The sequence below is a fragment of the Streptomyces marianii genome (assembly GCF_005795905.1).
Lineage (GTDB): Bacteria > Actinomycetota > Actinomycetes > Streptomycetales > Streptomycetaceae > Streptomyces > Streptomyces marianii.
This window is the reverse complement of sequence record NZ_VAWE01000001.1, coordinates 1,948,438-1,962,978: the sequence shown is the minus strand read 5'-3', so window position 1 is coordinate 1,962,978 and position 14,541 is coordinate 1,948,438. Positions and strand designations below refer to the sequence as shown.

11 protein-coding genes are annotated in these 14,541 nt (G+C 71.7%); 7 read left to right on the top strand and 4 right to left on the bottom strand.

The features are described 5' to 3' along the window. Nucleotides 1-619: 619 nt before the first annotated feature. The 4 genes from FEF34_RS08670 (at nt 620) to FEF34_RS08655 (ending at nt 4,299) form a co-directional block, all read left to right on the top strand. Nucleotides 620-1,600, top strand: coding sequence for an ABC transporter ATP-binding protein (locus FEF34_RS08670; RefSeq protein WP_138052626.1), 981 nt, complete (start codon nt 620-622; stop codon nt 1,598-1,600). Further along, nucleotides 1,597-2,451 carry an ABC transporter permease gene (locus tag FEF34_RS08665; RefSeq protein ID WP_138052625.1) on the top strand — a complete coding sequence of 285 codons (855 nt, stop codon included), beginning with the start codon at nt 1,597-1,599 and terminating at the stop codon, nt 2,449-2,451. The genes FEF34_RS08670 and FEF34_RS08665 overlap by 4 nt, the downstream gene beginning before the upstream one ends. A gap of 187 nt (nt 2,452-2,638) precedes the next feature. Beyond that, the gene (locus tag FEF34_RS08660) at nt 2,639-2,848 is read left to right on the top strand and encodes a helix-turn-helix transcriptional regulator (protein ID WP_138057373.1); all 210 of its coding nucleotides are present in this window, start codon (nt 2,639-2,641) and stop codon (nt 2,846-2,848) included. A gap of 506 nt (nt 2,849-3,354) precedes the next feature. Continuing rightward, the gene (locus FEF34_RS08655; RefSeq protein WP_234042336.1) at nt 3,355-4,299 is read left to right on the top strand and encodes an endonuclease/exonuclease/phosphatase family protein; all 945 of its coding nucleotides are present in this window, start codon (nt 3,355-3,357) and stop codon (nt 4,297-4,299) included. Between the two features lie 732 nt (nt 4,300-5,031). Here the strand turns inward: FEF34_RS08655 and msrA are convergent. Beyond that, complete coding sequence (gene msrA / locus FEF34_RS08650; protein WP_138052624.1) at nt 5,032-5,553, bottom strand: peptide-methionine (S)-S-oxide reductase MsrA; 522 nt, start codon at nt 5,551-5,553, stop codon at nt 5,032-5,034. A gap of 243 nt (nt 5,554-5,796) precedes the next feature. On the opposite strand from msrA, the gene FEF34_RS08645 reads away from it, so the two are divergent. Both FEF34_RS08645 and FEF34_RS08640 read left to right on the top strand, forming a co-directional pair. Then, the gene (locus tag FEF34_RS08645) at nt 5,797-6,405 is read left to right on the top strand and encodes a DUF402 domain-containing protein (RefSeq protein WP_234042335.1); all 609 of its coding nucleotides are present in this window, start codon (nt 5,797-5,799) and stop codon (nt 6,403-6,405) included. A gap of 495 nt (nt 6,406-6,900) precedes the next feature. Next, a complete protein-coding gene (locus tag FEF34_RS08640) occupies nt 6,901-7,665 on the top strand; it encodes an aldehyde dehydrogenase family protein (RefSeq protein ID WP_138052623.1) in 765 nt (254 codons plus the stop codon). 352 nt (nt 7,666-8,017) lie between these two features. Here FEF34_RS08640 and FEF34_RS08635 read toward each other — a convergent pair whose 3' ends face one another. Next, nucleotides 8,018-8,812: an SDR family NAD(P)-dependent oxidoreductase gene (locus FEF34_RS08635; protein ID WP_234042334.1), complete on the bottom strand. Its 795-nt coding sequence runs from the start codon at nt 8,810-8,812 to the stop codon at nt 8,018-8,020. Nucleotides 8,813-9,072: 260 nt separating this feature from the next. On the opposite strand from FEF34_RS08635, the gene FEF34_RS08630 reads away from it, so the two are divergent. Next, on the top strand, nt 9,073-9,333 hold the full coding sequence (locus tag FEF34_RS08630; RefSeq protein ID WP_138052622.1) for a hypothetical protein: 261 nt from the start codon (nt 9,073-9,075) through the stop codon (nt 9,331-9,333). 365 nt (nt 9,334-9,698) lie between these two features. Here FEF34_RS08630 and FEF34_RS08625 read toward each other — a convergent pair whose 3' ends face one another. Together FEF34_RS08625 and FEF34_RS08620 are read right to left on the bottom strand one after the other, a co-directional pair. Further along, a complete protein-coding gene (locus FEF34_RS08625; RefSeq protein ID WP_138052621.1) occupies nt 9,699-11,774 on the bottom strand; it encodes a SpoIIE family protein phosphatase in 2,076 nt (691 codons plus the stop codon). A gap of 122 nt (nt 11,775-11,896) precedes the next feature. Further along, complete coding sequence (locus FEF34_RS08620) at nt 11,897-14,326, bottom strand: SpoIIE family protein phosphatase (protein ID WP_138052620.1); 2,430 nt, start codon at nt 14,324-14,326, stop codon at nt 11,897-11,899. Nucleotides 14,327-14,541 lie beyond the last annotated feature (215 nt).

Below are 14,541 nucleotides of genomic sequence, written 5' to 3'. Positions count from 1 at the left end.
CTCCGGGTCGAGGAACGCGTGGACGTCACCGGTCCTGCCCGTGTTGCACGCCTGGATCATCCGGCCTACGGCTTCGACATTCTGACTCATCGTCATGCCTCCGGTTCTCGGCGTGCTCGTCGCCGACGAGCATCGCAACACCGCCGTTTGCAGCGGATCGAGGCTCGCTCGGCCCGCTGCTCCACGGCCGCTCGATCCTCCGCCCGGCCACGTCCGGCGCCGGTTCCGGACGCCGTCGAGCAGGCTGCGAGGGACGACGCCCGCGTTGGACGACCTCACACGCCAAAGCCCGACATCGCCACGTGGGAAAGGGGAGCCGAGGCGCGGCCGAACGGCGCGGGGAGCGCCCGGCCCTTCCCGACGGCCTGCCCACGTCCCTGGTCGCGCCGCAGGTACGGCTCCAGGTCGATCCCGGGCCCTGTCGGCCGAGGCGCCCGGCGTGCCGGGCCCGTACTGCGACGTCCGCGCTCCGCGGTCGCCGGTGCCGTCCCGGAACCGCCCCTGGTTCTGTGGCGCACCTCCTCACGATGCGTCACGAACCATCGACTGTGTGACTTGTGCAGTTCGTAGTAGAGATACTATCGTTGATCTAACAAATGTGATCGAGAGGTGGGGGCCTATGGCAGGGGCCGGCGATCTGCAAGAGCTGGGTCAGGCAGAGGGAGCACTGGGCGGCGCCTTAGGGGAACGGGCGATCGACGTCCGCGGACTCCGGATGCGGTACGGCTCCAAGTGCGTGCTGAACGGAGTCGACTTCGGCGTTCGGAGGGGCGAGGTCCTCGCTCTGCTGGGGCCGAACGGCGCCGGGAAGACCACGATCATCGAGATCATGGAGGGGTTCCGCACCTGTTCGGCGGGTGAGGTCAGTGTGCTCGGCGTCGATCCGGCCAGGGGCGACGAGCGGTGGCGCGCCCGGCTGGGCATCGTGCTCCAGTCGTGGCGCGACCACGGGAAGTGGAAGGTCCGGGAACTACTGGCCCAGCTCGGTGACTTCTACCGGCCCTACTCCACCGCCGAGCGGCCCCGCCCGCGGAACGTGGACGAGCTGATCGCCATGGTCGGCCTGGAGCAGCAGGCGGACCAGAGGATCGCATCCCTGTCCGGCGGTCAGCGCCGTCGCCTCGACGTCGCCATCGGCATCGTCGGCCGGCCCGAGGTGCTGTTCCTGGACGAGCCCACCGTCGGGTTCGACCCCAAGGCGCGGCGGGACTTCCACGACGTGGTGCACCGGCTCTCCGACCTGGAGGACACCACGATCCTGCTTACCACGCACGACCTGGACGAGGCCGAGAAGCTGTCCGACCGCATCCTGATCCTGGCCGGCGGCCGGATCGTCGCCGACGGCAGTGCCGACCAGCTTGCCAGGGAGACCGAGGGCAAGGCCGAGGTCCGCTGGAGCGTCGGCGGCGAGCACTACGTCCACGCCGCCCCGGACGCCGGCGTGTTCGTCCACGAGCTGTTCAAGCAGCACGGGGACCGGGTTCGTGACCTCGAGGTGCGCAGGGCCAGCCTGGAGGACACGTACATGGCCATGGTCCGGCAGCACGAGGCCGGCCGGTCCGAAGAGGCGATCGCGGCGTTCCGGGAGGCGGGCAAGTGAATCCCACCGTTTACGCGGTACGGCTCGGCCTGCGCCGCGGCCGGACCGAGTTCCGGCAGAGCGTGACCTCGCCCGGCGACATCGTCTACTACCTCGTCCTGGGGGGCGTGTTCCTCGGGGTGCTGTTCTTCATGCGGAACTCGACCGTGGAGGGGACGGGCCTCTCGCTGGCGACGCTCTCCATGCCGAGCATGATCGGCGGACTGCTGGCCTTCCAGGCGCTGGGCGGTGCGGCGTTCGCGCTGGCGGCCGAGCGGGAGGACGGCACGCTGCTGCGGGCCAGGACCGTACCGCAGGGTCTCGTCGGCTACATCGCCGGCCGGGTGCTGGGAATTGCTCTGAGTACCGTGCTCACACTGACGATCATCCTGGTGCCGAGCGTGTTCCTCTTCGACGACCTGGTGACCGGGGACCTCGCCAAGTGGCTGAACCTGCTGTGGGTGCTGGGCCTCGGGCTGCTCGCCACCCTGCCGATCGGCCTGATCATCGGGGCGATGGTCAAGAACCCGCGCGGCGCGAACACCTGGGGCATCTTCCCGACGATGGGTCTGATGGCGATCTCGGGTATTTTCTATCCGATCACCTCACTGGCGGGCTGGCTCCAGGGCGTCGCGCAGGTCTTTCCCGTGTACTGGGTGGGACTGGGCACGCGCGCCGCGCTGCTGCCCGAGGCGGCGGTCGCGGTCGAGCTCGGCGACTCCTGGCGCAGGCCCATGACCGCGGTCGTGCTGCTCGCCTGGGCCGTCGTCGCGCTGCTGATCGCGCCGAAGGTCCTGGGCCGTACGGCGCGCGGTGAGACGGGATCGAAGGTAGAGGCACGGCAGCAGGAGGCTTTGAAGCGCGTTGGGTGACAGGGCATCCGGCAGGAAGGGCGGTCTGACGCGCCGCGGCACGTCGGCGCCTGAGCCGGAGACCGGGGCGTCGGATCCCCGGCCCGGCACCGGCACCGACAAGCCCGCCGCGGGCCGACGGGCAGCCGGTGAACAGGGACGCTCCCGGGGCGGCGCCGGGACCGAGACGGTACACAACCGCATCGCCATGCTGCGGGTGGAGCGCGCCATCACCCGCAGGCAGCTCGCCGACGCCCTCGGGGTGCACTACCAGACGGTGGGCTATCTGGAGCGCGGTGAGTACAGTCCCAGCCTGTACCTGGCCCTGCGGATCGCGGAGTACTTCGAGGTCCCGGTCGAGGTGATCTTCTCGACCACCCCGTTCCCCCGGATCGGGAGCACCTCACCCTCCGAGTGAGGGATGACCTGGCCGCAGGGGCGTCGATTCCCCCGCGGCCACGGCGCGCCGGACACCGGGCGGTCAGGTGCCGGATGCCGTGGAGACGGTGCGCGTATCGGCGGAACAGGCGTCGGGCAGGTGCTGCCGGCCCGCCCCATGTCCGCGGTCCGGCAAGAGTGTTGGGCCGACTTGCCGCGGGTTCGGCGGCCGCTGCGCCGCCGTCGGGGGCAGCGGAGGACCGCCCGGCCGGACCGGACGGTTGTGCCCGGCCGTCCGCAACCGTGAAGATGAGTTCATGACAACCCGTCAGTTCGAGCCGGCGCGGGTGTTCCACGCCGGAGCGGTGTCCGCGCCCGCACGGGCCGGAGCCGGCGGCGTCACGACGGGTGCCGTGCCGCAGGCGGCGACCTGCGTGCCGCAGATCCGGTGCGGCCACCCCGGCTGCGCCCGTCGTCGGCCCGCACGGGCCGTGGTCTCCCGTAGTGCCGACGTCCTCCGCCGTCCCCCCAGAGAAGGGCCAAGACATGTCCGCACCACGTGAAGCAGCACGGTTCGGCATGCTCTGCCTGAGCCTGACGGCGGTCGTCGCGGCCACGGTCGCGTCCCCCGCCGCATACGCGGACGACTCCCCGACCGCGCCCCTCACCGGCACCTTCGACGTGCTGACCTACAACATCGCCGGACTTCCCGAACCCCTGTCGGGCAGTCGGCCCGCGCGGAACACGAAGGAGATATCCAAGAGGATCAACGCCTACGACGTCGTGAACGTCCAGGAGGACTTCGCGTACCACGCCGACCTCGTCAAGCATGACGAGCACCGCTACCGGACACCTCCCTCGGTTCCCTCGTGGGTGCCGGTGCCCGGTGTGCCCTTCTCGGACGGTCTCAACACCCTGTCCGGTTTCAAGCTCAGGAAACTCGACCGGGTGACGTGGAACCGGTGCACCAACGCCGACTGCCTCACGCCGAAGGGCTTCACGTACCTGCGGCTGGAACTTCCCGGCGGGCGGTCGCTCGACCTGTACAACGCGCACATGAACGCGGGTTCCGGCACCGAGGACATGCTGCGCGCCCGCCGTGACAACGTCCGGCAGTTGTCCGGTTACATCAAGAAGCACTCCGCCGGGAGGGCCGTCATCGTCACCGGTGACACGAACAGCCGTTACACGAGATCCGGCGACGTCATCCGCGAACTGCGGGACGGCAACGGGCTCACCGACGCCTGGGTCCAGCTGGTCAGGGGCGGCTCGACGCCCGGAGTCGACGACTCGGCACCCACGTGCAAGGAATCCACCGCGTGCGAGCTCCTCGACAAGATCTTCTACCGCAGCGGTCCGGGGCTGACGCTGGAAGCGGTCCGCTACGGCAACGAGTACGAACGGTTCCTCGACGGCAAGGGGAAGCCGCTGTCCGACCACAATCCGCCGTCCGTCACGTTCACCTTCACCGCGGACGGCGACGACGGCTGACGCCCGCGCCTCTTGCCGGGGCGTGGTCCCGGCTCTCCGCCGGAGCGGAGCGCACGAGAACCGGGGCGGGGCACCGGCGTCCTTCCCCGGCTCTGGGGCGTGTGCGAAAGTCCCCGGAAACCCGCCCCTGCGGGAGGACGGAGCTACTCCCGCAACACGCTAGCTAGTGCCGCGTCAGGCAAGGTTTGCCCGTCAAGGAGCGGCGTCCGGTGCGGTACGTCGCAAGGCGCCGGATCGACCTCGTAGTGGGCCTACTCGGTTGATCCGGCAACGCCGCGAGTTGCCGTGCCGGGCGCCGCGACGGGGCGAACGTTGCTTGATGCGGCACTAGAAGACGAGTACGCCGACCGCGAATGCGGACAGGCACACCGCCACGCACACGCAGACCAACGCGATGCGGTTCCGCCATGCGACGGACTCGCGGTAGTGCGCCAGGAACCGGGCCATCTCCCGTGCGTCCCGCTCGAAACTGTCAGAACTCCGTCCGCCGTCCCTCATGGCCGGCCCCCCGTCCGTCATCGCCGTCCCGCCTCGTCGCGCTTCTCCGGCCCGGTCGCCGGCACCGGCTGGTGGCCTCTGTCGAACCGGGCTGGTCACGCTAAGCCTGCCCGGCTCAGGAGGTCAAGCCGTGCGCATCCCGTGCGCGGGGACTGCCCGGCGGGCCCGGTGACCAGGGTCTGCGGCGCGGCCGCACCTTGGCCGGACAGCCGGAAGGGATGGCTGTGCGGGCGGTCAGCTCGCCGCGCCGGCGGCGCGGCGGGGGAGCTTCCAGCCGGGGCGGGGGAAGTGGCAGGTGTAGCCGTCCGGGTACCGCTCCAGGTAGTCCTGGTGCTCCGGCTCCGCCTCCCAGAAGTCGCCCTCGGGCTCCACCTCGGTCACCACCGAGCCCGGCCACAGCCCGCTCGCCTCGACATCGGCGATGGTGTCGACCGCGACGCGCCGCTGCTCCTCGTCCGTGTAGTAGATCGCGGAGCGGTAGCTGCGGCCAACGTCGTTGCCCTGGCGGTCCTTGGTGGTCGGGTCGTGGATCTGGAAGAAGAACTCCAGCAGGTCCCGGTAACTCGTCGCGCCGGGGTCGTAGACGATCTCGATCGCCTCGGCGTGGTCCCCGTGGTTCCGGTACGTGGCGTCGGGGGTGTCGCCCCCGGTGTAGCCGACCCGGGTGGCCAGCACGCCCGGCTGCCTGCGGATGAGGTCCTGCATCCCCCAGAAGCAGCCGCCGGCCAGTACGGCCTTCTCGGTTCGGGCAGTCATGTCCCACTTCCTCTCTGTCCGGTCCCCAGTCTCCTCCGGCCGGCGTGCCCTGCGCGAACCGGGGTGGGCGGGCGGTGTCCCGTGGCGTTCCCCGGGTACGGCACCGGCGGCAACGCCGTGCTGGGGGTGCGGCTCTGCCCGTCGCCGTCCGGCTGACCCCTCCCGCGAGGCCCCGCGGCGGCACCGGCCGGCCGCTCACCGGCGTCGCCGGCGCAGCTGCCCGCCACCGTAGGGTGGCGCCCCATGGGCAGACGATTCCGCGTGGGCGAGGCCATCGTCCGCAGAGAGATGCTGGACGGGCGCGAATGGCTGGTCCTCCCCGTGCGGGTGGCCGGTGACGACGAGCACGCGCTCGCCGTGTACCTGGCCCAGGGCACGCCCCTCACCTTCGGGCAGGGGGACTTCCGCTGGGGCCCGCACCCCTGGCGCGAGTTCCCGCACGTGTGGCAGTCGAGCGGTGTGCTCCAACTCCAGCGCCCGGGCGAGGAGTACGCGGTGTGGGGCCGCTGGGAGGGCGGTGGACTGAGGGAGTGGTACGTCAACTTCCAGGCGCCGTACACCCGTACGGCGCACGGGTTCGACACGCTCGACCACGAGCTGGACCTCGTCATCCCGGGCGACGGTTCCCCGTATCGGTGGAAGGACGTCGAGCACTTCGAGGAACGCGTGCGCACGGGCGGTTTCACGCCCGGGGAGGCGGCATCCGTGAGGGCGGCCGCCTCCCGCGTCGCCGGTCTCGTCGAGCGCGGTGAGTGCTGGTGGGAGCGGTGGCGGGAGTGGACACCGCCCGCCGGGTGGGAGGTCCCCGCACCCGTCGCCCTGACGGACGGCGGCTCCCCGGGCGCGCTCTGAGGGCCGCCGCGCCCCGGCCGCCCGGCGCGCTCGGCGGCCCCGCCCGGCACGACCACCCGTACCAGGAGGGAAGCCCGGCACGGGGGGAGTCCCGGGTTCGCGTTGCGCCCGGCACCCGGGGACGGCAGCATGGTGGGACGGCCCGTGGGACGGGCCACCCGCCGGTGAACCGGCGGCGACCGCCGGGACCACCGGCATGTGGGCGGTGCGGCGATTCCACCCAGATCAGCCGGTCACTCCGGGAACGGCTGAGCGGGCGCCCCGGGCGCCACGGAAGTCCGAGCGACTCCACCACGAGACCGATCAGCGTTCTTGCACGAGACGGATCTGCCACTCGGGTACACCGGCGGCGTCGGCGCGGAGGCGGCCGATGCGGGCCGCGGCGCGTTGCACGGCGCCCGGCGTCGTCCGGTACGGCGGCCATGTCGGGCGGCGAAGCACCGAACAACGACGTGTCCGTTCACTCATCGCTCCGGACGAAGCTGGGAGTGAGCCATGACGACTGGGACCGCGTTGCACTGGATCGACGGCACCTGGGTGGGTCCGGGCGGCCGTGGCGGCGCCGGCATCCGTCCGGCGCTGGGGGAGCGGGGCACGGACCGACGGGCCGGCGACGGGCAGGAGATGGCGGCTCGGGCGCTCGCGGCGGCCCGGCGGGCCTTCGGCGAGACCCGCTGGAAGGACGACCGGCATCTGCGTGCGAGGACCCTGCACGAGATGGCGGACGTGTTCGCCGCGCACATCGGGCAGTTGACCGAGGCGCTGGCCCAGGCGGACGGAAGGCCGAGGCAGCACGCGCGCTTCGAGGCGGAGACGGCGCCGTCGCGGCTGCGCTACTTCGCCTCGCTCGTACGCACCGGCCATGGGCGCGCCCTCGAAGTCGCCCCGGGGAACTGCTCCCTCGTCCTGCGGCGCCCGCGCGGTGTGGCCGGAATCGTCGTGCCGGGCCGGTCACCGGTCGTCCTGCTCATCTGCTCCCTGGCCCCGGCCCTGGCGGCCGGGACGACCAGCGTGGTGCGGATGCCGGGGCGGACAGCCCGCGTCAATGCCCTGGTCTTCGGGATCTTCTCCGAGATCGAGTCCCTGCCGCGCGGCGTCGTCAACGGGTTCACGGAGGACGACGGCGCGGGCGCCCGGTACCTGGTCGCCGCGGCCGATGTGCCGTGCGCCCTGGACGGGACCGCCGGGGAGCCGTCGGCGATGGAGGACTTCATCGAGTGCGAACGTGTGACGATCACCCCGGGAACCATCCAGCGGTAGGGCCCGCCACCTTGGTCGCGTTGTGGTGATCAAGGAGAGGGGTCGGGCGTGCTTCCTAGCGGCGGTGCAGTCTGCGGTGTCAGGCGAGCCAGGGCATCGTGCGGTCGATGGTCCAGCGGTGGCGGCCCAGCCGGGCCGAGCCGGGCCGAGGGCTCGATGCCTCTGCGTGCGATGCGATGAGTCCACGTCGGGAAATCCATCGCTGCGGCGGAGACGGGGGTCACCTCGCCGGAACATCTGCGGACGTCTGCCAGGGTTGGCGCGCTCTTCTTGGCGCGAACATGCCTAGAAAGTCGACAGTGCCGGTACTGGTCCGGCTCGGGCGAGATGTGCCCTGGCACCGGTGATGGTGTTACCAGGGCAGTTGCTCTCTGCCGAGGAAGAAACCGCCAGTGGGACCGTCGGGTGGGCAGCAGGTCAGCCACAGCAGGGAATCAGCCGCCTGGTCAGCGGAGAGTGCTGGCGTGCCGCGAGTCATCCGGGTGTCCACGCCACTGCCCGGGCTGGCGGCGTTCACCTTGATGTTCTCGTCCTCGGTCTCGGCTGCCAGGATGCGGGTCAGTGCGTTGAGGGCGGCTTTGGATATCCGGTAGGCGGGACAGTCCGCTTCCATCCGTTCCAGGGAGCCCAGGCAACTGGTGACATTGACGATCCGGCCGTAGTCGTGGACCCGCATCAGGGCGATGGCTGCCTGAGCGCAGCGCCAGGCGCCGAACAGGTTCGTCTCCAAGGTGGCGCGTGCGGTCTCCATGTCGATGGTGGTCGCCCGCAGGTGCCAGTCGATGGCTATGCCGGCGTTGTTGACCAGTGCATCCAGGCGCCCGTAGTTGCGTTCGACGTCGGCGAACAGCTGGCAGACGCTGGCGGGGTCGGTGACGTCGAGCGTGTGCGCCATAACCTCGGTGTCCAGTCGCAGTCGCGCGGCTGCCGACTGGGCGTCTTGCTCGCTGCGCCCCGTGACAACCACAACATGATCGCCGGTGCGGGCCAGCGCGCGGCCGATGGCCAAACCCAGGCCGCGGTTCGATCCGGTGACCACAGCGACGCGCGGGGTGACCGAGGAGCCGTTCACAGATCCCATGCAATCAGACCACGGTTCCGTCCGCACGCGCTCGCAGAGAGTCAACACCGCATCCTCGTAGGTCACTCGCGCATGTACTGCCGAACACCCGCGGGGAGCCGGGAGAAGCGAACGTTCTCAAGGCCCTCGACACCGTAGCGGTCTGAGCCTTGAACGACGAGGTCCGACGGCTTCGGCGCGGCCCGGGTGGTGGCGGATCGTGGCTCCGACCCCCTCTCGCCCAGACAGCGTCGGTCACGTCCACTATCCGCTCCCGGATCCGGCGAACTACTACTGGTCCCGTACTCCGAACGCTCGGCGACGAGATCGATTGGTGGCGGTGCGCCATGCTGCTGCATGTGTGCAACGGAGAGCAGGTCGACGGCATGGTCGCCGTACTCCCGGAGACCTTCACGGCGTTGCCCTCGACATCGCTCCGCAAGGACCAGCTGCGACTCGTCCACCGCGTCCGCTCCATCGAGCGAGAACACCTCCCATGGGCCGAGACCACAAGGCCGAACACGCACCGCGGCTTCGCGGCTACGCCCCGAAGTCGCCGATGGCGCCCGGACGACTACGTGACCGCAGCATGGTGGCGTCGCCAGTGAGAGCCAATTGCCACTTGGCGGGAGCTTGGGGAGTGCAGGGCCGGTAGGGGCGCCCCGGGCTGGTTCCCCGCCCGGGGCGGTCGGTTGACGGCACGTCACACGGAACGGCGTGACCCGGCCCCGATCCGTCGCGGACGGGGACCGGTGTCGCCGCCGCCCCCGCCGCGGTGCACGATCCCGCGGTGGTGCGGTCTCCCCGCCGGGCGCCCGACCGCGGCCGGCCCCTCGCCCGAGGACGGTGCCCTCCACGTCGTCCACGTCGTCAACGTCGTGAGCGCCTCCCGCACCGGTCGGCGCGCAACGGCACCGGTAGGGCGGCTCCGCGCAGGCCGGCGCCACCCCGCGATGACGTCGCCGGCCGGCTCTCACTCCCGCACACGGGCGATGAGCAGCGCCACGTCGTCCTCCACGGGGCCCCGCCGCAGCGAGTCCAGGAGACGGTCGCACGTCTCCTCCAGCCCGGCCGGTGGCCCCGCCATCAGTGTCAGGAGCACATGCAGCCGGGCGTCGATGTCCTGGTCGCGCGTCTCCACCAGACCGTCGGTGTAGAGCACCAGGGTGTCCCCGGGGCCCAGTGCGAAGTCGACGGAGCAGAACTCCACCCCGCCGACGCCCAGCGGGACCCCGGTGGGCAGGTCGAGCAGCACCGGCGCCTCACCGGGCCGCTGCAGCACCGGCGGCAGATGACCGGCCGTGGAGATGCACACCCGGCCCTCGTTCGGGTCGTACAGCGCGTACAGACACGTCGCGATGTACGGCTCCAGCTCACCCGTGGTCGCGTCCAGGTGCCGTAGTACCTCGTCGGGCCCGAGACCCAGCGAGGCGAGGGTCTGGGTGGCGGTGCGCAGCCGCCCCATGGCCGTCGCCGCGTTGATCCCGCTGCCCATCACGTCCCCCACCACCAGCGCGGTCTTCCCGCCGCTCAGGGGGAGGATGTCGAACCAGTCGCCGCCGACCTCGCTGACCGCTCCCGCGGGCTGGTAGCGGGAGGCGACCTCCAGCCCGACCAGGTTCGGCGGATGCCGGGGCAGCAGACTGCGCTGGAGGGCGAGTGCCGCGTTGCGCTGCTGGTGGTACCAGCGGGCGTTGTCGATGCACACCGCGGCCCGGCTCGCCAGTTCGCTGGCCAGCAGCACGTCGTCGGAGTCGAACGGGACGGGGTTGCGGAAGCGCTTGAGGTCCAGCGCCCCGAGTACCTCCCCGCGGGCGATCAGCGGCACGGCGAGGTACGAGTGCACCCCCGCCGCGGCCAGGAGCACCGCCGCCGAGGCGTCCCGCGCGATGCGGGGCAGGTCCTCGTTCGCCACATGCGGCACCACGATCGGCTCGCCCGTCTGCACGCACTGGGTGACCAGCCGGTCGGCCTCGTAGCGGGTGATCTCGCCCGGAGGGTCCGCGGCCTGAACGGCGACGGTCGGGTGCGCGGCGGCGACGGCGAGGGCGCGGAACACCGCGGTGCTCCCGGCCTGCACCGACTCCCGGCGCCCCTCGACCGCCGAGTCCAGCACGTCCACCGCGGCGATGTCGGCGAGCTCCGGCACCGTCACGTCGGCCAGCTCCCGGGCGGTCTCCCACAGGTCCAGGCTGGTGCCGATGCGCATCGACGCGTCGGCGACCAGGGCCAGCCGGTGCCGGGCCCGCTCCGCCTCCTTGGCGGCGTGGTGCCGGTCCGTGACGTCCACCACGGACGCCGCGACCCCGAGGATGCGGCCGCGGGGGTCCTCGAGCCGGTACAGGGACACCGACCAGGCGCGCTCGGTGTCCCTGTCGGACGGTGTACGCCCGAGCACCTGGCGGTCCACCATCGGCGTGCCGGTCTCCAGCACCCGGCGCATCGCGGCCTCGATCCGGGCGGCGTCCAGGAACGGCAGGGTCTCGCTCACCCGCCTGCCCACGTGCTGCTCCGCCGGGAGTCCGCTCACGCCCGCCAGCGCCGGGTTGACCGTCACACACCGCAGATCGGGGTCCAGCACGGCCAGACCGATCGGCGACTGGTCGACCAGCCGCACCGACAGGGCCAGGTCGCGCTCCACCTGGCGCAGGGTCTCCTGGCTGGTGGACAGCCCCAGGGCGTAGAAGCCGCCGTGCCGGTCCTGGAGCCGCATGTTGCGGAACTCCAGCTGACGGAGCGCGCCGTCCTTGTGCCTGACCGGGAACACCCCGGCCCAGTTCTCGCCGCTCTCCATCACGCTCGAGAACAGTTCCAGGACGGTCTCGATGTGCTCCTCGTCGACCAGCAGCCGCAGCGCGTACTCCCCGAGCGCCTCCTCCGCGGTGTAGCCCAGCAGCTCCTCGGCCTGCTGGCTCCACAGGGCGATCCGTCCCTCGGCGTCCAGTACCACCGGTGCCAGACCGAGCACGTCGAGCAGCCCGCCGGGCGGGGCGGGGCCGGCCTCCACGCTCGGTACCAGGTCACCGGGGAACGCTTCGGTGCCACCCATCCGCAGCTGCTCCTCCCGCCACCGTCACAGGGTATGTGTGCAGGTCATGCCCACCCCGCCGGAAACCTGGGCGCTCTCATCGTCCCTCCGCGCCCGGATCCGTGCAGCTTCGGCCCCACCGGTCAGCCCGGCAGCTCCTGCTCGGTCCAGACAGTCTTGCCCTCATGTGCGTGCCGTGTACCCCATCGCGACGTCAGTTGTGCCACGAGCAGCAGTCCGCGGCCGCCCTCGTCGGTGCTGCGGGCCCGCCGCAGATGCGGCGAGGTGCTGCTGGGGTCGGAGACCTCGCAGATCAGACGGTGGAGACGGATCAGTCTCAGGGTCACCGGACCGCCGGCGTAGCGGTAGGCGTTGGTGACGAGTTCGCTCACGACCAGCTCGGTGGTGAAGATCATCTCCTGCAGGCCCCACTCGGTCAGCTTCTGGGAGGTCAGCACCCTGGCCCGGGCCGGGGTGGTCGGCTCGGCGGGCAGCACCCAGGTCGCGACCTGCCCGGGTGCGAGGGTGCGGGTCCTGGCCAGCAGCAGGGCCACGTCGTCGGAGGGCCGTGCGGGAAGCAGCGCGTCCACCACCGACTGGGCCATGTCCTCCAGCGGCCGGTCCGGGCCCCGCAGGGCCTCTGACAGCCGGTCGAGACCCGCGTCGATGTCATGGGCGTCGCCCTCGATGAGCCCGTTGGTGTACAGGGCGAGCACGCTGTTCTCCGGCAGCTCCAGCTCCTCGGACTCGAACGGCAGCCCCCCGAGGCCCAGCGGCGGCCCGGCCGGGAGATCGGGCAGGCTCACCTCGCCGTCCGGTGCGACGAGCGCGGGCGGTGGATGACCCGCGCGGGCCACGGAGCAGATCCGGGACACCGGGTCGTACACGGCGTACAGGCAGGTGGCGCCGACCACCTGCTCGCCGGGGGAGCCCTCGTCGCCCTGCTCCTGCTCGCCGGCCAGCCGGGTGACCAGGTCGTCGAGGTGGGACAGCACCTCGTCCGGTTCCAGGTCCAGATCGGCCAGGGTGTGCACCGCGGTGCGGAGCCGGCCCATCGTCGCGGCGGCGTTGATGCCGTGGCCCACGACGTCGCCGACGACCAGCGCGACCCGGGCCCCGGAGAGCGGGATCACGTCGAACCAGTCACCGCCGACTCCCGCCGAGCCGCCCGCCGGAAGATACCGGTGCGCGACGCGCACCGCCGGCTGCGAGGGGATCTCGCGCGGCAGCAGCCGGCGTTGCAGCGCCAGTGCGGTCCGGCGCTGCTGGGTGTAGCGGCGGGCGTTGTCGATGGCGACCCCGGCCCGGGCGGCGAACTCGTTCGCCAGCGTCAGATCGTCCTCCTCGAACGGCTCCGGGGCGACATACCGCCACAGGCAGACCAGCCCCAGCACCAGGCCCCGGGCGGTCAGCGGCACGACCATCAGCGAGTGGACGCCCAGCGCCCGGGCGTGCTCGGCCCGTTCGGGGTCCAGCCCCAGCTCCACTTCGTCGGGAACCATGTGGGGAACCAGCACCGGGCGCCGGCTCACCAGGCACTGGGCCTGCGGAGAGTCCTTCGGGAACGATCTGAGCGTGCCCACCGGGTACATCACCCGCTCGGGGTACGGCGCGACCGACTTGAACGCGGCCCTGCGCAGCGGCCCGCCGCGCTCCGGGAACAGCGCCTCGCCCAGCCCCACCGCCGGCAGGAGGTCGACCGTCACACAGTCGGCGATACCCGGCACGGCGACGTCCACCAGCTCCTGCGCCGTGGTCTCCACGTCCAGCGTGGTACCGATGAGCTCGCTCGCCTCGTTCAGCATCGCCAGCCGGCGGCGCGCCCGGTGCCGGTCGGTGACGTCCTCGACGAGCTGGGTCACGCCGAGCGTCCGGCCGCCCGAGTCCTCCATGCGGAAGGCGGACACGGCGACGTACCGCTCGATCCCCGGCTCGACGAGCAGCCGGCACGACTGCTCGGTGAAGATCATCGGAATCCCGGTCTCCAGGACCTCCCTCAGCCGCGACTCGATCGTCTCGGCGTCCATGGCCACCAGGAAGTCGCCGATGCGGTGGCCCCGGGCCTGGTCGCTGGAGATGCCGCCGATATGCGCTATCGGCCGGTTGATCCGCAGGATCGCGAGGTTCGGGTCGTGCACCGACAGACCGATGGGGGAGCGGCGGAACAGCCCCTCCATGACCGACCGGTCGATCTCCCACTGGGTGACCTCCTCGGCCGGCGCGCCCACCAGCAGCCACTCATCCGCCCGGCCCGGCCGTATCACCCGTCTGGCCCGGACCCCGTAGCGGGACCTGCGGCCCTCCCGGTCGAGGACCGGCACCACCCCGAACCAGCCGCCGTCCCGTACGCAGCCCGCCGCGGCCTCCCGCACGAGGCCGCGGTCCGGCCCGTCGACGAGGAGGTCCTCCGCGGGGCGGCCGAGGGCCTCCTCGTCGGTGAACCCCAGGAGTTCGCTTGCGCGCTCGCTCCAGCCGACCACCGTCCCACGTTCGTCCAGCACCAGGGAGAGGGCCCGCCCCAGCGAGAACGGGTCCTCCGGGCTCTCACTGATCAGGGTCATGGATCCGGTCATCACTCTCATGCTCCACCGGCTCCGACGGTTGCGCACGCCCCGTGGCGCGTTCGACGCCGATTCACCGGCAGGCCCGCAGCGGCGGCGGCGGGCCACCGTCCAGGCCCGCCCGCACACGCCCCTGCCTGCGGTTTTGCCGCGTCGGGGCGATCCGGCCGTAAGAGACGCGTCAAGGACGCACCCGGGGACGTCAGGGCACCGTCAAGGGAGCGCAC

Excerpts from the sequence above, each read along its gene's own strand:
- FEF34_RS08670 (WP_138052626.1), top strand. The coding sequence starts at position 620 with ATGGCAGGGGCCGGCGATCTGCAAGAGCTGGGTCAGGCAGAGGGAGCA.
- FEF34_RS08660 (WP_138057373.1), top strand. The coding sequence starts at position 2,639 with ATGCTGCGGGTGGAGCGCGCCATCACCCGCAGGCAGCTCGCCGACGCC.
- FEF34_RS08655 (WP_234042336.1), top strand. The coding sequence starts at position 3,355 with ATGTCCGCACCACGTGAAGCAGCACGGTTCGGCATGCTCTGCCTGAGC.
- msrA (WP_138052624.1), bottom strand. The coding sequence starts at position 5,553 with ATGACTGCCCGAACCGAGAAGGCCGTACTGGCCGGCGGCTGCTTCTGG.
- FEF34_RS08645 (WP_234042335.1), top strand. The coding sequence starts at position 5,797 with ATGGGCAGACGATTCCGCGTGGGCGAGGCCATCGTCCGCAGAGAGATG.
- FEF34_RS08640 (WP_138052623.1), top strand. The coding sequence starts at position 6,901 with ATGACGACTGGGACCGCGTTGCACTGGATCGACGGCACCTGGGTGGGT.
- FEF34_RS08630 (WP_138052622.1), top strand. The coding sequence starts at position 9,073 with ATGCTGCTGCATGTGTGCAACGGAGAGCAGGTCGACGGCATGGTCGCC.
- FEF34_RS08625 (WP_138052621.1), bottom strand. The coding sequence starts at position 11,774 with ATGGGTGGCACCGAAGCGTTCCCCGGTGACCTGGTACCGAGCGTGGAG.
- FEF34_RS08620 (WP_138052620.1), bottom strand. The coding sequence starts at position 14,326 with ATGACCGGATCCATGACCCTGATCAGTGAGAGCCCGGAGGACCCGTTC.